Raw genomic sequence first — 18,981 nt, 5'->3', positions numbered from 1 at the left:
CGATGCGGGCCGCGCAGCGGCGTGAGGAGGAGCCGACTCATCAGGCGAGGTTGGAGCGGCGTGGATACGCGACGTCGGGATCGGTGAGCACATTGACGACGGCGGGCAGTCCGCTGGCGAAGGCGCGTTCCAGCGCGGGCCGCAGCTCGCCGGGCGCGGCGACCAGTTCGCCGTGGCCGCCCAGCGCGCGTGCCACCTCGTCGTAACGCGTCCCCGGGCGCAGCTCCGCGACCACCGAATACCCGTACAACGCTTCCATGGGATGCTTTTCCAGCGCCCATATTCCGTTGTTGCCGATCACGGACACGACCGGCACGTTGTGCCGAACCAGGGTGTCCCATTCCATGCCGCTGAAGCCGAACGCGCCGTCGCCCTGCAGCAGCACCACCTGGCGGTCCGGCTGAGCCAGCTTGGCGGCCAGCGCGTAACCGGGACCCGAACCCAGGCAGCCGAAGGGGCCGCTGTCCAGCCAGCAACCCGGCTGATAGCTGTCGATCACCCGTCCGGCATACGACCCGAAATCGCCGGCGTCGATGACGACGATGGCGTCGCGATCCAGCATGGGTGCGAGTTCGGCGTAGACCCGCATGGGATGTAGCGGGATCCGGTCGTCGGCGAGTTCGGCCTTCTCCTTGGCGCGTGCCGCGGTCTCGGCGGTTCGCAGTTCGTCGATCCAGTCCCGATGGTCGGTCCCGGTGGCGGGGGCCAGTGCCGCGAGGATCGTCAAGAGGTCGCCGTAGAGCTCGGCATGCACCGGCCGCGGATGGCGGCGCTCGGGTTCGACACGGTCCGCCACGATGAGCTCGGTTTGTGCCCCGAACACGGCACCGAAGCCGAGGCGGAAATCCATGGGCACCCCGACGATCAGCGCAACATCGGCCTCTCCCAAGGCTTTTCCGCGAACCCGGGAGAACGCCAACGGATGATCGGCGGGAACCGCGCCGCGGGCCATGCCGTTCATCAGCACCGGAATGTGGAGTTCCTCGGCAAGGCGCAGCAGGGCCGCTTCACCGCGTCCCCACCACACGTTGGTGCCCGCCATGATCACCGGCCGCTTCGCCGCGGAGAGCAGGGCCGCGGCCCGGGCCAGGGAATCGCCGTCGGGCGCGGGCCCCGGAGGCAGGTCGACGAGGGCCCCGGGCCGGCCATCATCGTCGGACATCGAAAACACGTGGTCCATCGGGAAGTCGACGAAACCCACCCCGGACGGCGCACCGACCGCCGCACGCAACGCGTCGTCGACAAGCCGGCCGGCGTCGTCCGCCGACTGTGCGGTGGCCGCAAAGCGGGCCAGCGGTGCCACGAACGGCACATGGTCGATCTCCTGCAGCGAACCCATGCCCCAGCGCTGCGCGGGCGCCCGGCCGCCCAGCACCACCAGCGGCGACTGGTTTTGCTGCGCCGCCGCCATTGCGCTCATCCCGTTGGTGATGCCCGGCCCCGCGGTCAACGCGGCGACTCCCGGAGACCGCGTCACTTTCGACCAGCCTTCGGCGGCGAAGGTCGCGGTTTGCTCATGGCGGGTGTCGATCAGCCGGATACCCTCGTCGCGGCACCCGTCGTAGATGGAAAACAGGTGGCCGCCGGATAGCGTGAAGACGGTGTCGACACCGCTGGCCCGCAGGCGCCGCGCGACAAGTCGGCCGGCGTGCAATGTTTGTGCGGGGATGGCGTCGGTAGTCATGACCGCAGCCTAACCAGATCCGTCGGGTACCTTCGCCGAAGGATTTGAAGTTGAGGAGTGTTTGACCACCTCGACCGTAAGGAGACGTCGACGATGGGTCCGAAGCCCTTCAAGCCATCGATCAACTGGTCGGCGGCACCCATGGATTCGTTGCGATGGATCGCCATAGCGTGGGTGGTCAGCGCTATCTGTCTGGTGGGGGTGCTGCTCGCCTTCCGCTACCTCACTCCCTGGGGCCGGCAGTTCTGGCGGATCACCCGCGGCTACTTCGTCGGGGCACACAGCGTCCGGGTGTGGGTCATGCTCGCCGTGTTGCTGTTGTCGGTGCTGCTGTCGGTGCGGTTGGTGGTGCTGCTCAGCTACCAGGGCAACGACCTGTATACCGCTGTGCAGAAGGCGGTCCAGGGCATGGCCGCCGGTGACGAAGGCGTCAAACAGTCTGGGGTACATGGCTTTTGGATGTCGCTTGCGGTCTTCAGCGTGTTGGCAACCATCTACGTCATCCGGTTCGCGGCCGACGTCTATCTGACGCAGCGGTTCATCATCGCCTGGCGCATGTGGTTGACCTCCCACCTCACCGACGACTGGCTGGAAGGCCGGGCCTACTACCGAGATCTTTTCATCGACAACACCATCGACAACCCCGACCAGCGCATCCAGCAGGACATCGACATCTTCACCGCCAATGCCGGCGGAACCCCCAACATCCCGTCCAACGGGACGGGAAGCACGTTGCTGTTTGGGGCGGTCAATGCGGTGGCCTCGGTGATCTCCTTCGCCGCGATCCTGTGGAACCTGTCCGGGGACCTGGATCTCTTTGGGGTGGTGCTACCGCGCGCGATGTTCTGGACGGTTCTGGTCTACGTGCTGATCGCGACTGTCGTCGCGGTTTGGCTTGGACGCCCGCTGATTTGGCTCAGTTTCAACAACGAAAGGCTGAACGCCGCCTTCCGGTACGCCCTGGTGAGATTGCGGGACGCCGCGGAGGCGGTCGGCTTTTACCGCGGCGAGCGGGTCGAGCGGGCACAGCTGTGGGGGCGCTTCACGCCGATCATTGGCAACTACCGCAATTTTGTCCGACGCACCATCATTTTCAACGGGTGGAACTGGTCGGTGTCGCAGGCAATCGTCCCGCTGCCGTGGGTGATTCAGGCGCCGCGGCTGTTCGCCGGCAAGATCGATTTCGGCGATGTGGGCCAGACGGCGACGGCATTCGGCAATATTCACGATTCGCTGTCGTTCTTCCGCAACAACTATGACGCGTTCGCGTCCTTCCGGGCCGCCATCATCCGATTGCACGGGCTGGTCGACGCCAACAGCAAGGGCCGTGCGCTTCCAGCGATTCTGGTCAAGCCGAGTGAAGAGACGGCCGTCGAGCTTCGCGGCATCGAGGTACGCACGCCGGAGGGTGACCAGCTGGTCGACTCACTGGACATCCAGCTCGACCACGGCGACACCCTGGTGATCACGGGTCGGTCCGGGGCGGGCAAGACGACGCTGCTGCGCAGCCTGGCCGAACTGTGGCCGTACGCCTCGGGGACCCTGTGCCGCCCGGACGGCGACAACGCGACAATGTTCTTGTCGCAGCTGCCGTATGTGCCGCTCGGCAGTTTGCGCACCGTGGTCTGCTACCCGAATTCGCCGGACGACATCTCCGATGAACAGCTGCGCGACGTGCTCACCAAAGTCGCCCTGGCACCATTGGTCAACCGGCTGGACGAAGACCACGATTGGGCCAAGGTGCTGTCCCCGGGCGAGCAGCAGCGGGTCGCCTTCGCGCGCATCCTGCTCACCAGGCCGAAGGCGGTGTTTCTCGACGAGGCCACCTCCGCGCTGGACGAAGGCCTGGAATTCGCGCTGTACCAGTTGGTCCGGGCCGAGCTGCCCGAGTGCGTCATGGTCAGCGTCAGCCATCGGCCCACCGTCGAACAGCATCACGAGCAGCAGCTTCATCTGCTCGGCGGCGGCCCGTGGCAGTTGAGCCCGGTCGAGAAGGAGCCCGCGCAGGTCTAGCGCTCAGGCTCCTTTGCCCGGTGGGCCGCGTGCGCTCCGGCGCTCGGTGGTAGCGCGCCTACGCTGCCCCGGCCCGGTGGGCCGCGTGCACTCCGGCGCTCGGTGGTAGCGCGCCTACGCTGCCCCGGCCCGGTGGGCCGCGTGCGCTCCGGCGCGGCGGCCGAAGAACGACCCTTCCCCCAACTGCGTTCCGCTCGCGTAGCCCTTGCCGTCCTGGGCGAGGTTGGAGGCGCATGCGCCGGCGGCGTATAGACCGGGCACGACTGTGCCGTCGGCTCGCTGCACCTCGCCGTCAACCGTCACCGCAAGGCCGCCGATGGTGAATCCCGAGTACATCGCCCGCCCGAGCGACAGGTCGAACACCGCCCAGGGGCCGTTGTCTTGTGGCGCAAGGAATTCCGGCTGCTTGTGGAAATCGGGATCCTCGCCCGCGGCGGCGTGCTTGTTGTAGCGGTCCAGCGTGGCGGCAAGGTTGCCCGCCGGAATGCCAAGCGCGGCTTCCATTTCCGCGATCGTTTCGTACCCGTCGAGGAAGCGGATCAGCGGCATGGCGGGCATCTCGGTGTGCGCTTCGTCGACGATCAGGTATGCCGTTTGGTCCGGCTGCTCCAACACGAAAGCCGAAGTCCGCGAGTGGTAGGAGTCCTCGGTGACGAAACGTTTGCCCTCCTTGTTGACGATCACACCGGTCAGAAGAACCTCCGGCGGATAGGCCGCCGCGGTGATGAACAGTTCGTCCATGTTCTTGGTCGCACCGCCAGCCGAGACGCCCATCCGGATGCCCAGTCCGTCGTCGTTGGGATTGCCCAAAATGTAGGGCGCCACCAGGCCATGGTGTTTGGTGCGGCGCTCCTGGCCCAACGCGGGCGTATGCTCTGCGACCATCTCCGGGTTCATCGCGAAACCGCCCGCCGCGATGACGACCGACTTGGCCCTGATAGCACCGGTTTCGGTGAAGTGTTTCCACGCCACCCCGACCACCGCGCCGTCGTCGTCGGTGACCAGGTTGGTCACCGAGGTCTCGTAGCGTATCTGCACGCCCAGGGCGTCGGCGCGTTTGAGCAGCAAGTCGACAACCATGCTCGCGCCGCCCAATTCGCCGGGCACCGGCACCGAATGCCCGCGCGGCGCCGGCTTGGCCCGCTCGCAGAAGGGCCACACCTTTTCATTGCCGGTGTAGCTCAGTCCCTCGGTGCCCGGCGGGACCACGACTTTGCCTGGGTAGTAGCTGCGCTCGAACTGAAAGCCCAAGTCTTCCAGCCAATTGAAATGCTCGACGCTGCCGTCGCAGTAGGCGCGGATCTTGTCGAGTTCGGGTTCACGAGAGACCTCGACCAGGTATTTGTACATCTCCTCGACGGAATCTTCCTGACCGGTCGCCTGCTGCACCGCGGTCCCGCCGCCGAGGTAAAAGTGGCCTCCGGCAAGCGAAGTGGTGCCCCCCGCCGCGGCCGCGCGTTCCAGGACCAGCACCCGTGCGCCTGCGGCCGCCGCACTGACCGCGGCGCAGCCGCCGGCGATGCCAAACCCGATCACCACGACGTCGACGTCATCCGACCACGCGGTCACGTCATTCGCACCGACTGTTGCCGGTATCTCCGTGCTCACTGGCGCCACTCCTCCTCATCGCTACGCTCGGCATCGTCGCCGGCGCGGCTCACCGCTGCTCCTGTTTGATGTAGTCGTAAAACGCCCTCATTTCGGGCGCAACGTACGCAAGCTCCACATAGGGCACGCCCGCCTGCGGCGCTGAGAGGTATACGAATTGGATGCCGCCGGGCATCACGCCTCGCTGCGCAACCGCGGCGCCCCGCTCGGCGGCCTTGGTCACCGCTACCTCGAGTTGTTCGGGACTTTCCACCTCCATGCAGATGTGGTGCAAACCCGGCCCGCACTCGGACAGAAAGTCACTATAGATGTTCTCGCCACGGACCGGCTGGATCAGCTCCAATTACATATCCCCGAGGTAGCTCAGCGAGATGCTGGCAAAGAAGTCGGCGGGCTTGCCGCGGTAGCTGCACGTATCCGGAGCAAAGTGCACATCGGGTATGCGCACCCACTTCCGCACTCCTAACAGGCCGGTGAGGGACGTTTCGGTGGCATCCAGGTCGGCGGTAACCCATGCAATCTGCGTCGGCGACTCAAGGGGAAGCGTCATCGTCTCGCAGAATAGTCCAGTCGCCGGGCCGCCAGAAAGGGGCCAACCGACTTTGCCATGACGGGCCCGTCCGGTCGGCGAATCGTCTGGTGAACACGTTCTAATTCTGGGTGCCCACGGACGCGCGGGCGATCAATGCCGGGTCAGTACGTCGACCAGCAGCCGCAGCTGGGCCTCGAAGACGGCTTGCGGGTCGGTCAGCGTATCGGCGCCGTATTGCCCGAACACCTCGAGGCTGATGGCACCCAGCACGCCCGCCCACAGCGCAAAGCATTTGGTTAGCACCTGGTCATCGCCGGGAAACCCGAATTCGTGACGAATCCGTTCGAAATCGGATGACATCGGTTGCGGCGCAATATCATTCGTCAGCCGAATATCACCCGTGGCGATTCCGGCCGCCACCGCATCGAACAGCGCCGCCACCACCCGGGTGCCCACCGCAACCGTGCGCTCGGGGGGTGCGTGATATCCGGGCACGGGACTGCCGTACAGCAGGGCCCAGCGGGCTGGGTGCCCGATGGCCCAACCGCGGGTGGCCCGCGCGATGGCGATGACATCGTCGCTCCACAGGTCTCCAACGGTTTCGCGGGCGCGATCCACGGTGTCGGCCAGGTCGGAATAGGCGTCGACCAGCAGCAAGGTCAGCAGTTCGTCGCGGCTGGACACGTAGCGGTACACCGCCGAGGAGACCATGCCCAGGTCGCGGGCTATCGCCCGCACCGACAATCCGGCCGCGCCGCGGTCGACCAGCTGGCGGCGACCGAGTTCGATGATGCGTGCCTCGATCTGCGCCCGAGAATCCTGGCGTTTGCCCACGCCGTCAGTCTGACACAACCGAGAACACTGCTCTTGCTTTCCGTAACCGACCGTGGCAGCATCGTCAAATCAGAGAGCACCGCTCTCTCAATTTTGACCACGATTCGCTGAGAGGCCGCACTATGTCCACGCGATACGAACAACCGAACCGGGCCGCCAGGGCCGCCAACGTGGTCATCCGCTGGCTGGCCGAGTCGGGTATCAGCATCGCCGGAACCCGCGCGTTGCGGGTTCGTGGCCGCAAGACCGGGAGGCAACGCGCCGTGGTGATCAACCTGCTGACCGTCGACGGCGTGGACTATCTGGTCTCGCCGCGCGGGAACACCCAGTGGGCCCGCAATGTCCGGGCCGCGACCGTCGTCGAGGTCGGTCCGCGCTGGCACCGGCGAAGCGCTCGGGCCGACGAGGTCGACGACGCGGCCAAGCCCGAGCTGCTGAGGCGTTATCTGGCCAGGTGGTATTGGCAGGTCAAGGACTACGTCGCCGGATTGACCCCGGACAGCAGCGAGGAGCAATTCCGCGCTGTCGCATCGACGATTCCGGTGTTCGCCCTAACCAAGGTGGGTGCGGCGGGCTGAATGTCCCTAGTGCGCGTTGTCGCGCACTCCGAGATCCTCGCGAACCTCCTGCGACATGGCCCCCCAGGACACCGCGGCCGGGAAATCACCCCACACGCTGTTGAAGATCCCCACGAGCTGTCCCGGGCCGCCGTTGGGCGCCAGATACACCGGTCCACCCGAATCGCCGTTGTGGCTTTGCACGCCGTGCGACATGGTGAACCAGCCGTTGTTCACGCTCTCCACCGTCCCGCACGTTTCCCCAGTGATCACGCCGAAATGGCAGACGGGTTGCCCGGGCGCGAGCGCCAGGCCGGGGTCAGAAACCAGCGGACGACCGCCGGGCAGGATGTTGTTCGCCGTGACGTCGTTGTCCAGCACGATCGCTTCGTAATCGCTGATCGTCTGGCTGGTGGACACGGTCGTCCCGCTGGGGGTGTTGTCCCGGAAGGCCGCCATCCGGCCGATGACGGCGCCGCCGCGGTCCGTCACCACTCCGGCCCCGCCCCGGCAGTGTCCGGCGGTGAACGCGATCTTCAGGGCGGGGTCGACGTAGCCCAGCGTGCACACCCGATTGTCCTGGCGTATTTCCATGCCCGGATACACCATGACATCGGCTTTGGCCGGCGCGGCCGGCAGTAAGGAGGCGAGCGCCGCGACAGTAGTCGACGCCGCGAATGCGCGCGTTGCCAGGCGATGCACCATGAACTCCGATCCATCGGGCCGATACCGACGGGAGGGTGAGGTTACGACGTAACCCTCCTCCACGCCCAGCTTTTCGCGCCGGCCCGCGCAAATGTTACAGCGAGGTCACGAGGGGGGTGCCGGCGTCAATTTGACGGGCCGCGTGCGGCAGCCAGCCGGGCGGGCCGAACACGTAACCCAACCGATCACGCAGCCGCTTCGCCGATCGACAGTCGCGGGCGATCGCGACGTATTCGCGGGTCTGCAACGTCCAGATGTTGAACGTGTCCACGCGCTTGGTGAGGCCGTAATGCGGCCGGAACAGCTCGGGCTGGAAGGTGCCGAAGAGGCGGTCCCACACGATGAAGATCCCGCCATAGTTCTTGTCCAGATACACCTTGTCCATGCCGTGGTGCACCCGGTGATGCGACGGTGTGTTGAAGAGGAACTCGAACGGCCGCGGCAGCTTGTCGATCCGCTCGGTGTGGATCCAGAACTGATAGATCAAGTTCAGGGAGAAACTGAAGAACACCATCCACGGTGGAATTCCCAACAGCGGCAACGGAATCCACATCAGGATTTCGCCGCTGTTGTTCCACTTCTGGCGCAGCGCGGTGGCGAAGTTGTAGTACTCGCTGGAGTGATGGGCCTGGTGCGTGGCCCAGATCAATCGCACCCGGTGCGCGATCCGGTGATAGGCGTAGTAGAGCAGGTCCACTCCGAGAATCGCGATGACCCAGGTGTACCAACGCGTCGCCGACAGGTGCCAGGGCGCCAGGTAGGCGTAGATCGCGGCATACCCGAGCAGTGCCAGGGTCTTCCAGCCGGCGGTGGTGGCCACCGAGACCAGGCCCATCGAGATGCTCGCCAACGAGTCGCGAGTGAGGTGTGCCCCTGACGCCGGCCGCGCTGCGTCGCCGGCCTCGGCTGCTGTGAGATGTTCCAGCTTTCGGGCCGCGGTCCATTCGAGGGTCAACAGCAGCAGGAAGAACGGGACAGCGAACAACACCGGATCCCGCATCTGCGGAGGCAGCGCGGATAACCAGCCTGAGAGGGCACTCACACAGGTAAGACTACGACGAGCACCGCGATACTCGGCTCGCCGCGGTCCGCACGTCCGTCTCAGCGACGATCGTCGGCCTGCGCGTCGTCTCCGGCATACCACTGCACCGCGCGGACGCCCGGCAGCAGCGACAGTTCGGCCACCAGCCGCTCCAGCCGGGCCGGGGCATCGCCGTTCATGAGCAGGTGGGCGGTCAGGGTGACCTCGTCGTCGGCCGGGCTGCCGGTATGGATCCCGCGAAGCGTGATGTCGTTGCTGCCGGCGTGCTGAATGACCTGCGCCCGCGCGTACTTCTCGTGCTTCGGACGGCAGACCACCTGGACGAGATAGGGCAACAGGCTCTCGTCTTCTTCGGCGCTGTTGTCGCGGTCGATCAGCCGGCCGAGCGGACGCCCCAGCACATGAATGCCGATGACGGTGCCGGTGCCGATCAGGGCGAACACCAGATGACCGGAAGCGGCCAGCACGCCGACCGCTGCCGAGCACCACAGCGTGGCGGCCGTGTTGAGGCCACGGACGTTGACGCCCTCCCGCAGGATCACCCCACCACCCAGGAACCCGATACCGGACACGACATAGGAAGCGACCCGGGTGGGGCTGGTGTCGGAGGTGGCCGCTGCGTAGAGGACGAACAGGGTCGCCCCTCCGGCGACCAGTGCGTTGGTACGCAGCCCGGCCCGACGGGCCCGCCATTGCCGTTCCAGACCGATGAGGGCGCCGCAGCCTACGCCGACGCCCAGCCGGAGTGCGAAATCGAGCGCGCTCAGCGTCTCCAACGACTCACTCCTTCCCCTGGGCGTTGCTGTTGAGTATCCCCCGGTTGCACCGGACGATTCCGGTTGTGAGCCCGGCGTGGTGCCGGTCGGCGCAGCTAAACACGTGGAGGTGAACGGCAGATGGATCCAAGCCAAATGCGGAGCGGGGCGGCCACATCGACGAAACCTGCGGGCTGTCAATCGGTTGCGCGGCCGCCACCGGATGAGGGGTTGGCCGGGCGACTCCGGCCTGCCAAGGCTACCGTCGGTTAAGTTGCTGCGGGCAATAGTATTTCGCCGCGATCGCCAGGAACGATGTGGCGTGATCGTTGGTGAGGCCGGGGTTTTCACTCTTCAGTTCGTCAACCATTTGGGGGCCGAACTCGCCGTTCCCCATTGACACGCACACCGCTTTGGCGAACTTGATCGCCCCGTCGGGAGTCGAGTAGGTGACCCCGGCACTCCGCAGCGAGGCAAGGAAACCGGCCTCGTCGCCGCCGGGTGCCCCCGGGTCGCCGTGCGCGAGCGGGGCCATTCCGATCGCGGCCGAAACGCCAACGCTCAGCGCCAGCTGAAGTCTCATGACTCGTGATTGTTCCATGGCGCGGCGATGTTCGCAGCGACGGACGGTATGCCGCAGATACGTTGAGCCGCATCGCATTCGACGTCAGCGGCTGGCACGGTCAGCATCCGCATTCCGCGGATCAGGCCTTGGAGAGCTGCTGGGGGCAGTAGAACTTCGCGGAAAGCAGTGCGAAATTCGATGCCATCTCCATGTCCATCCCGGGATTGTGGGTTTTCACATCGTGCACCACCTCCAGCCCGGACTCGCCGTTGTTCAGGCACGAACACACCGCCCTGCCGGCGGCAGCGGCCGAACCCGGGTTGTTGAAGCTGAAGCCGGCTTGCTGCAGCGCGGCGACGAAGCCTCCGTCGTCACCGTCCGGCACAGGCGGCGGAGCGGCGTGTGCCGGTGCGGCAAGGCCGATCATCGCGGAAACACCGAGTAGCGCCAGTAGTCGTTTCATCACTGCCACCCTTTCCGTTGCGGGCTCATTGTTTGTTGTGTCGTTTGGCGGCTTGCCGGGTCTTCGAACGTCCGAAGGACCTTGTGCATCAACCTAACTGCGCATCCGCGGGCAAAACTTTTGACTTGTCGCCCTTCTTCAGGTGCACCGCGTGGATGCCCGGCTTCTTGGCCAGCTGCTCGAGAAGCGCGTCGAGGTTCTCTTGATCGACGTTGTGGTGCTGCACGGTTTCGGGCTTCTCCGAGATTTGTGTGACAAGGCGTTTCAGCTGTTCCGGCGATTGCTTGTCTTTGAGGTCCTTGATCGGCGTCATCCGGTTACGCACACCCGCACGCGCCACGGTGGGCCCACCGGAACCCAGCGCGCTGCCCAGCATCCCGGCCAGTCCCATCGAACTGAACAGACTCCCCTGGCCCAGCGCGGCCGCGGGCACGGCCTCGGTTCCGGCGGCCGACAGGGCGGCAGCGACGGTCCTGATGGCTGGAGTGGCCGTGGCCCAGCTCGGCGGGACCGACAGCTTCCCGACCAGGGTGCCGGCATTTCCCATGCTGCCCAGCGGGGTGATCGCGTTGAATAGCGTGCCTCGGCCGAAGCCCAGCGCCCCCAGCCCGGCGCCCAGCGCGTCTTTCGGCAACGCACCGTACGCGATGGGCGGGGCGAACTTGAGCCACTGCGACAACGGAAAGTTGATCAGCAACCCAGTGGCGTTGAATTGCGTGGTCAGGCCCAGCGGCACCTTGATGGCGTTGTATAAGCCCGTGTAGAAGCTCGACCCGCCTGGGAGTCCGTTCAAAAGACCCGTGACGAACTGGTTGTACATGTAGGCCGCGTTCGCCGGGCCGGAGAATAGTCCGCTGTAGGGCAGCGTAGTGGTCGCCGCCGACGCCGCGGTAGTCGCGACATTGGCGGTGGGGGTGCTGGCCGCCGAACTCACCGCGGCCGCTTGCATCGGCTCGGCTGCCTCGTTGGTGGTCTTGGGCGCCGGGCTGAATTGAGTCAAGTTGTTGGAGGCGGTGGCAGACGAGGCGAAGTAGGTGTCCATCGCGGTGGCGTCTTGGGCCCAAAACTCGCTGTATTGGGCCTCATTCGCGGCGATCGCCGACGTGTTCTGCCCGAACAGATTGGTTGCCACCAGTTGTGCGAGCAGGGCCCGGTTCTCCGCGATCACCGCCGGCGGCACGTGCGCGGCGAACGCCGCCTCGTAGGCGGTTGCCGCCTCGGTGGCCTGGGTCGCGGTTTGCGCGGCCTGGGCGGCGGTTTGCTGCATCCAGGCGACGTAGGGGGCGGCCGCGGATGTCATGGCAACTGACGACGGACCCACCCAGGGCCCGGCGGTCAGGCTCGAGAGCACCGACGAATACGACGTTGCGGTGGACTGCAATTCGGTGGCCAGGTCCTGCCACGCGGTCGCCGCGGCCACCAACGACTCCGCGCCCGGACCGCTGTACATCCGGCCCGAGTTGAACTCGGGTGGGAAGGCTCCGTAAAACATTTCTCGTACCCCTTACCTGGTGGCGGGTGCATAGGCGGAAAGCGATTGGCTGCCATACGTTTTGGTCATCGCGGTCATTCCTCGATGCACGGGATCACGATGATGGTGGCCGCGGCCGGGTCAGCTTCGGCCACCGCGCCGCCCAGTGAACCCACCGCCGAGGCGACGGACCCGGCCGGCCGGGTCGCGGCGGCCGCGACGGCGCGCCCGGCCAGGCTGGACAGGCCCATCTGGCTGAACACGCCCTCCTCACCGACCATTGCCGCCGGCGCCGCGGCCATGTTGGTCGGGAACACCTGGGCGACCGTCCGGATCGCAGGAGCGGCTTCGGTCCAACCCTGCGGCACCGACATGCTGCCGACCAGAGCCGCTTTGCCCATCGAACCCGACACCTGTCCCGCGCCGACCGCGGAACTGAGCATGGGCTTGACGGCGCTGGCGCCACTGGTCAGCGGCGCCAACGCCCCCGAGATAGCTTTCGGCCCGGCGAGATAGGCGGCGGCGCTCTGTCCGTTCTGGCCCCAGGCGTACGCCTGGCCGAACGACAGGAACGGACCAGCGGGGATGCTGGTCCACGACTGCGGGGAGTACGGCCCGGTGACGACCGACCAGAACTCGTTCCAGTTCGTGACGGCACTCGGCAGGGTAAGTGACGAACCGGACGCCGCCGGCGTTGAACTCGCGTTCGTCACGGCCTGGGCCGCCGGCTGCATCGTGGTGCTCAGCTGGGACAGCTGGGAGGCCGTGTTCGAGCCGGATTGCGCACTGCTCTGAGTGACGGCGGCCGCTTGCGTGGGACCGGCGGAGTCGTTGGTGGTCTTCGGGGGCGCGGTGAACGACGTCAGCTGCGAGGCGGTCGCCGATGACGCCGCGTACCCATACATCGCGGCGGCGTCCTGCGCCCACATCTCCATGTAGTGGGCTTCGGTGGCGGCGATCGCCGGGGTGTTCTGGCCCAGGATGTTGGTAGCGATCAAGGTCGCGAGCAGAGAGCGGTTGGCGGCAATCACCGGGGGCGGCACCGTCGCCGCGAATGCCGCCTCGTAGGCGCCGGCGGCGAGCTTGGCCTGGACGCCCGCCTGCTCGGCCTGCGCGCCGGTGGCGTGGATCCACGCCACGTACGGGGCAGCCGCGGCAGCCATAGCTATGGACGAGGGGCCCGTCCACGGGCCAGTTGCGAGCGTCTCAATTGTCGAGTTGTACGACACACCAGTGCTCTGCAGCTCCGCGGCCAACTCGTCCCACGCCGCCGCTGCGGCCAGCAGTGGCCCCGACCCCGCACCGACGTACATCCGCCCCGAGTTGACCTCCGGCGGAAGCGCCCCGAAATCCAGCATCAATACCTCCATTCCGTGGAGTAGCGGCCATGGTAAGCACGGCTTTGCGGCCCCGGCATCGACAAAGTCGCAGCTCTAAGGGAATTCATCAAATCTGTTCCCGAATACATGTGCAGATCCCATGTGTTGCAGACAACAAAGCCATACTCTTCCTAGCTGAGAATCGGCGCCCTGAGGGCGGACGAACGACTAGTTAAGCCACGCTGCTTTTGCATTGCCGATGGTGTCCACGACATATTTCACAATGCGTTCCTGTCAGGTAAATCTATGTAAAACATATATGTCGCAGCGCCTCGACCACTGTGAGGGCGATGGGGAGGACCTGCGGCATCAGTGGCGCAAATCACGTGGCGGAACGCATGTGTGCAGCGTCAAAGACCGCTGCAAAATAACTATCGCCGCGAATCCGTCAATAGGGCGGATCAGATCCAGAGGCCGGCGTTATCGCCACCTTGCAATTACCAAGAAACTGTCTTCATCGCATCCTGATTGCAAATCGTGGCGGCCTCCTACACCAATGTGAAAAACCGATACCGTGCCTATGTTCCGCCGGAACACCATTCGCGCAATCGCGCGATATCGCTGATTGCTACGGTTTCACTACGGCATTCGCGTCATTGCTGCGAAATGCAACTAATTCGAACCGACCCGACTGCACTGTCGGGGTTGACCTGCTCGGAGACGACTCTGAAGCTAGCGCCCGGCGACCAGGGCCACCGCTCGGGCCCAGGTCACGGAACCGCGGGCGTTTAGACCGCCGAACCGGTAGTCGATCGTCACATCGTTCTCCTCACGTTCACCTACACGAGTAGACGTGGCTACTCTGCCGTCGCACTGATTAGCTACTGGCAATTTCCTGTGAGGCATGGTTGGTGGAGCTCACAAGCGCTTTTGAGACACTGTGAGCCACCGACAAAGTGCGCTGAAGGCGTTGCTGGGACAGCAAACTTTGGGCAATCACGAGTGCATGAATTCATTCGCCCGCCGTTAAGTTGACTGCTCCCATGTGTTAACCGCCGGCAAGGGGCGGGCTATCAGTCGGGGCCGGAATTCATCCAGCGGAGCTGCGGACTCATCCTCGTGGGCGCCTGGCATGGTTCCCAGCGGCGTGCCCGGCATTCCGACCGGGCCGGTGTCTTCCATGACCATGGGCGTCGTACCCAACCCGCCGCGGTACACCCGGGCGCCCCGCGTTGGCCTGCACGCCGGCCCGTTCGGCCTGAGTCGCGGTGGCTACTCAGCCACGCCACACAGGGCGCTGCCGCGGGCGCCATCTGGATCGGCGACGGTCCAGCGCAGTAGGCGGCCTACCGGGAGGGGCGGACCCGGCTAATCCGGCTTCTTCTCGGCAACCGCCGCACTGAGGCCCTCGGCGAGATCCTCCTCGGTCAATTCCTTGAACCGCAGCAGCTGACGTTCGCTGAACTCGGTCACATCGCTGGACAGCACGGCATCCAGGTCCTCGTCGTCCAGCCGGAAACTGCGGTGATCGCGGGCCTTTTCCACCACGTTGCGCACGAAGCCGGCGTTGCCGAGCGTATCGATACCGCGGATGAGATCGCCGTCCTCAGAATAAGTTTCATCGAGGTAGAACTTCGTGTACGACGGCAGCAACGCCTGCGCCGACTCATCGGTGATGACGTCTTCGTTTTCCTGGCCCATCAACCGGGTCAGTGCGACCAGCTCGTCCGGGGTGTAGCTGAAGAACTCGATGACGGTCGAAAAACGCCGTCGCAGACCCTGATTCACTTCGAGCATCTTGTCCATGGCCTTCGCGTAGCCGGCGCCGAAAACCACCAACTCGTCCCGATGATTCTCCATGTACAACAGCAACGTGTTGATGATCGCGTTGCCGTACGGGTCACCCTGCTGGTAGCCCTTCTCGTGCAGCGTGTGCATCTCATCGAAGAAGACCGCGCCACCCAAGGCGCCCTCGAGCATCTCCTCGGTGTTCTTCTCCGCATCGGCCATGTATCGGCCCAGCAGCTTGGTGCGGCTCGTTTCCACCACCACGGGCTTGCGCAGCACGGTCAACCCGCACAGCTGTTTGCTGAAAGCCCTTGCCACGGAGGTCTTTCCGGTGCCGGGAGGCCCGAGCAACAACGTGTGGCGCGACGTGACGGGCACCGGAAGGCCCATCTTGGCGCGCGCCAGGTTCACCTTGGTCGTCGACTTGATCAGCTTGATTTCACGCTTGGCGCGTTCCATGCCCAGCATGGCGTTGAGCTCGGCATCACCTTCGGCCAGGTACTTCGCCGCCTCTTCGGCGTGGCGAGCGGCCTCGGTCTCGGCCCGCGTCGGCGCGCTGGCCGGGTCCCACGGGTCGGTCCGGGCCTCGATCGTTTCCGGGTCGGTCAAGACCAGGCGATAGGTGGGGTTGTCCAGCGCTTCCCGAGCCGGCGTGAACTTCGGATCCCGCGAGTACACCCGTCGCAACAGCTCGACGGCCTCGTCCTCGCGGCCCAGGTGCCGCAAGCACATGCCCTGGGTGTACAGGGCGATGTTGGCCGCGCCCGGCACCCGGTCGCCTTCGATGGCCTCCTGGCCCCGGCGCAAGGCCTCCTCGAACACACCCAGTGAAGCCAGCGCCGTGGTGGCCATCGCTGCACCCGCAGCCTTCAGCTCGGGCTGCCGCCAGGTCTTCCCCTCGGCGAACTCGTTGAGCACATCCGGCCACCGGGCGGTGCGGAAGTACAGCACGCCACGCACATAGCTGACCAGTTCCTCGTCGACGGGCTGGCGGGGCTCGACGCCGTCGATCAGTTTCGAGGCTTCCTCGTAGCGTTTCGCTTCGGCCAGAACGGCGGCGTAGGCGCACGCCAATGTCTCCACGCTGGTCACCGCCAGCCGCAGGAACAACCCATCGGAAACCTCCGGCCGGAACTGCAACTCGGTGACCCCGAGGCGGCGAGTCTCCCAACCGAACGTCCGGATCGAGGACCACGCACCGGAAAGCACGTCAATGCTGTGCTCCCCCGCCAGAATTCGCGCCAGCCAGGCGTCGCACATGCCCGGATCCAGGTTGGTCGCGGTGGTGAACATCTGCGATGCAACCTGCGGATTGTGGCTGGGCTGAAGCCCATTGACCGAGACGCCGGAGGCCAACAGGCCGGCAACCATTGCGTTACGGGCGCTTTCAGCGGTTGATTGCGGCCTCGTCATTGCGCTACAGGTACGCCCGCCGAGCTCCCTCGCAACTGGTCGACCGATAGCGCAAGGTCATCATCGTCGGCGCGCAGTGCACGGCTCGGCACGACCAGCAGGGGGCGCGCCGTCGGGGCCGGCAGGCTGGCTCGTACCGCGGCCAACTGACGGCCCGTGAGACGGTTGAGGCCTGAGGAGACGTTTCTGCGCAACCGCTTCTCGGTGTGGTATCGCACCCAAGCCGATACCTGCGGCCGCCCGCCGCGCGAGGTGAGCCGAATGGTCACCACGGTGGCGAAGGTCTCGTCCTCCCACAGCTCATCCAGCTTGTCGGTGGTGATGTCGGACGGCGACAACCACAGGCTGGTGACAAATCCGTTGAAGTGCTTGAGGCGGCGCCATCCGGGACGGCTCCAAGTCGGTTCCAGATCGGCCAGCACCGCACGGTCGACTTCGGCGAGCTCCTCGGCCGTCAACGGCCGGGCCGCACAGGTCAGCCCGTCGAGATCCTGGGCGAGCCGCTCGGTGGCTGCCACCAAGGTCGACGCCAGCGAATCACGGGCGGCCACTGCGGCGACGTTGCGCTGCGGGTTCATCCGCAATACCAGCCAGGTGCGGCGAATGTACGAGGTGGGCTGATCGTTGGCCACCTCCCACTCTTCGGGGCCCCAGTCGTCCAGTTTGGACAACTCGGCGGCGTTTCCGCCGCGGCGGACTTTCACCGACACGATGTCGATGTCGTCGAGGTGAATGTCGAATTGGCGCAGGCCGGAAGCAACCGCTGACACCAGCAAGGTGGGGGGCGAGTTCCGGTGACGAAGGCGTGAGGCCGATTCGTCGTCCCCGCCGTTGATGGCGATCACCGCGACCAGCTGGCCTTCGTACTGCCGCACGCCGACCGTGTCGCGCCCGTATTTGCGCTGGTAATCAAGGGCCGGGGTGCAACCGGCGGCCAGCGCGGAGCCCGGGTCGGCGGACCAATCCCACAGCCACGTCGCCAACCCCGACGTCACCGTGAGGCCGTGGTAGGTGACCAGCGACAGCAGCGTCACCAGCACGGCCAGAGCGACACCCACCCAGAACCCGATGCGATACGTGCCCTGCCAGGACTCGGGGCAGTGACTGGCCACCACCATGATCACCACGTCGACCAAAAACACCGTGGTCAACCGCGGCCACGATAAAGACAACCCAAATCTGCGCTGAGCCTTCATGAGTGTTGCTGCTCCGCCCCTATTGCTGTTTCCGCGATCGCTTCATCAGCATCGCCGTACCGAACACTCCACCGCCGATGAGTAGCGCGCCCAGCAAGCCGCCGGCCGCCACCCACACTGGCACCATATCCCGGTGCGGGACGGGTTTCGGAACGTTCAGCGGTGCCGAAAGTTGCTGCGGTGGTTTCACCGGACCGTCGGGTACATCCCAGGTCAGCGCCGCGACCGGGTCGACGACACCGTGCCCGACCTGGTTATCCACGCCGCGTGCGGGCGCGCGGGCGGTACGGGTCAGCCGGTTGATGACCTGATAGGCCGAGAGCTGCGGGAACTTGGCCCGAACCAGCGCAGCGACCCCGGAGACGATCGCCGCTGAGAAGCTGGTGCCGGCGGGAACCAGCAGCGTGTTATCCGGCCCGTCGATCGCATTGATCAGACCGTCGTCCCGGGGCGACAGTCCGATGACGTCCGTTCCGGGTGCGGCGATCCCGACCCACGGCCCGGCCACGCTCGTCGACGCCTGGCCCTGGTTGCCCTGGCTCAGCGGGCGGCCGTCCGTGTCGACCGCGCCCACCGTCAGGACGTAGTCGCTGAACCAGGACGGCGTCACGACCGTGGTGACCGCGTTCCAGTTGCGAGGATCGTTGGGCTGCAACGGATCATGCGGCGGGTTCTGCTTGCAGTCCTTTTTGCTGGTGTCGCCGGCGGCGGCCACGATGACGGCGTTCTTGTCGACCGCCGCGTAGCGCACCGCCGCGCCCAGCGAGCGTTGGTCGATGATGTTGCGTGCGCTCATGCAGGTCACGTCGGAGATGTTGATGACCTGAGCGCCCATGTTGGCTGCGTGCACGATCGCCCGCGCCATCGTCTGAACGTTGTCGATCTTCGCCGAGGTCTGCGGATCCTCGTCACCGGTGTAGGCGTCCTTGAGGCCGAAGGCCTGGCTCGACTGCCGGATCGCGATGATGTCGACATCCGGGGCCACCCCGCTGAACCTGTCTCTTATACACATCTGACGCTGCCCGACGATCGCATA

At 65.7% G+C, this 18,981-nt stretch carries 15 protein-coding genes and 1 pseudogene; 2 read left to right on the top strand and 14 right to left on the bottom strand.

Annotation, left to right across the window (positions count from 1 at the left end; translation table 11 throughout):
- Positions 1–40 precede the first annotated feature (40 nt).
- Positions 41–1,684 carry an acetolactate synthase gene (locus A5782_RS10795; RefSeq protein ID WP_067099237.1) on the bottom strand — a complete coding sequence of 548 codons (1,644 nt, stop codon included), beginning with the start codon at positions 1,682–1,684 and terminating at the stop codon, positions 41–43.
- Positions 1,685–1,777: 93 nt separating this feature from the next.
- Between A5782_RS10795 and A5782_RS10790 the strand changes: the two genes are divergently transcribed.
- Positions 1,778–3,697, top strand: a complete 1,920-nt coding sequence (locus A5782_RS10790; protein WP_067099234.1) for an ABC transporter ATP-binding protein/permease — start codon at positions 1,778–1,780, stop codon at positions 3,695–3,697.
- Between the two features lie 114 nt (positions 3,698–3,811).
- On the opposite strand, the gene A5782_RS10785 is transcribed toward A5782_RS10790, so the two are convergent.
- The 3 genes and pseudogenes from A5782_RS10785 to A5782_RS10775 all read right to left on the bottom strand — a co-directional run bounded on the left by A5782_RS10785 (position 3,812) and on the right by A5782_RS10775 (position 6,671).
- Complete coding sequence (locus A5782_RS10785) at positions 3,812–5,305, bottom strand: FAD-binding protein (protein ID WP_067099232.1); 1,494 nt, start codon at positions 5,303–5,305, stop codon at positions 3,812–3,814.
- A 49-nt stretch (positions 5,306–5,354) separates the two neighbouring features.
- Positions 5,355–5,855: pseudogene (locus tag A5782_RS10780) on the bottom strand (VOC family protein).
- A 132-nt stretch (positions 5,856–5,987) separates the two neighbouring features.
- A complete protein-coding gene (locus A5782_RS10775; RefSeq protein ID WP_197694191.1) occupies positions 5,988–6,671 on the bottom strand; it encodes a TetR/AcrR family transcriptional regulator in 684 nt (227 codons plus the stop codon).
- Positions 6,672–6,793: 122 nt separating this feature from the next.
- Here A5782_RS10775 and A5782_RS10770 point away from each other — a divergent pair, with 122 nt between their 5' ends.
- Positions 6,794–7,249 carry a nitroreductase/quinone reductase family protein gene (locus A5782_RS10770; RefSeq protein WP_067099227.1) on the top strand — a complete coding sequence of 152 codons (456 nt, stop codon included), beginning with the start codon at positions 6,794–6,796 and terminating at the stop codon, positions 7,247–7,249.
- 6 nt (positions 7,250–7,255) lie between these two features.
- Here A5782_RS10770 and A5782_RS10765 read toward each other — a convergent pair whose 3' ends face one another.
- From A5782_RS10765 to A5782_RS10720, 10 genes are all read right to left on the bottom strand, one after another.
- On the bottom strand, positions 7,256–7,933 hold the full coding sequence (locus A5782_RS10765) for a hypothetical protein (protein WP_067099225.1): 678 nt from the start codon (positions 7,931–7,933) through the stop codon (positions 7,256–7,258).
- A 94-nt stretch (positions 7,934–8,027) separates the two neighbouring features.
- Entirely contained in the window at positions 8,028–8,975 is a 948-nt protein-coding gene (locus A5782_RS10760; protein WP_067099222.1) for a sterol desaturase family protein, read from the bottom strand.
- A gap of 59 nt (positions 8,976–9,034) precedes the next feature.
- The gene (locus tag A5782_RS10755; RefSeq protein WP_067099220.1) at positions 9,035–9,751 is read right to left on the bottom strand and encodes an MgtC/SapB family protein; all 717 of its coding nucleotides are present in this window, start codon (positions 9,749–9,751) and stop codon (positions 9,035–9,037) included.
- 238 nt (positions 9,752–9,989) lie between these two features.
- Positions 9,990–10,313 (bottom strand): DUF732 domain-containing protein, encoded by a 324-nt coding sequence (locus A5782_RS10750; RefSeq protein ID WP_067099217.1) that lies wholly within the window; start codon positions 10,311–10,313, stop codon positions 9,990–9,992.
- Between the two features lie 121 nt (positions 10,314–10,434).
- Positions 10,435–10,761: a DUF732 domain-containing protein gene (locus A5782_RS10745; protein WP_082942891.1), complete on the bottom strand. Its 327-nt coding sequence runs from the start codon at positions 10,759–10,761 to the stop codon at positions 10,435–10,437.
- An 85-nt stretch (positions 10,762–10,846) separates the two neighbouring features.
- Positions 10,847–12,250 (bottom strand): PPE family protein, encoded by a 1,404-nt coding sequence (locus A5782_RS10740; RefSeq protein WP_067099212.1) that lies wholly within the window; start codon positions 12,248–12,250, stop codon positions 10,847–10,849.
- Between the two features lie 74 nt (positions 12,251–12,324).
- Positions 12,325–13,587 carry a PPE family protein gene (locus A5782_RS10735; protein WP_067099676.1) on the bottom strand — a complete coding sequence of 421 codons (1,263 nt, stop codon included), beginning with the start codon at positions 13,585–13,587 and terminating at the stop codon, positions 12,325–12,327.
- A gap of 1,329 nt (positions 13,588–14,916) precedes the next feature.
- A complete protein-coding gene (gene eccA5, locus A5782_RS10730) occupies positions 14,917–16,749 on the bottom strand; it encodes a type VII secretion system ESX-5 AAA family ATPase EccA5 (protein WP_067099210.1) in 1,833 nt (610 codons plus the stop codon).
- Complete coding sequence (gene eccE, locus A5782_RS10725; protein ID WP_067099207.1) at positions 16,746–17,945, bottom strand: type VII secretion protein EccE; 1,200 nt, start codon at positions 17,943–17,945, stop codon at positions 16,746–16,748. The genes eccA5 and eccE overlap by 4 nt, the downstream gene beginning before the upstream one ends.
- A 19-nt stretch (positions 17,946–17,964) precedes the next feature.
- Positions 17,965–18,981, bottom strand: a 1,017-nt coding sequence (locus A5782_RS10720) for a S8 family serine peptidase (RefSeq protein ID WP_156623880.1), incomplete at its 5' end; no start/stop codon positions are given.

The sequence above is a fragment of the Mycobacterium sp. 852002-40037_SCH5390672 genome, assembly GCF_001665875.1.
In the GTDB taxonomy this organism is placed as follows: domain Bacteria; phylum Actinomycetota; class Actinomycetes; order Mycobacteriales; family Mycobacteriaceae; genus Mycobacterium.
Note: the sequence above shows the minus strand (reverse complement) of the source record. Positions and strands in the feature narration are given on the sequence as shown.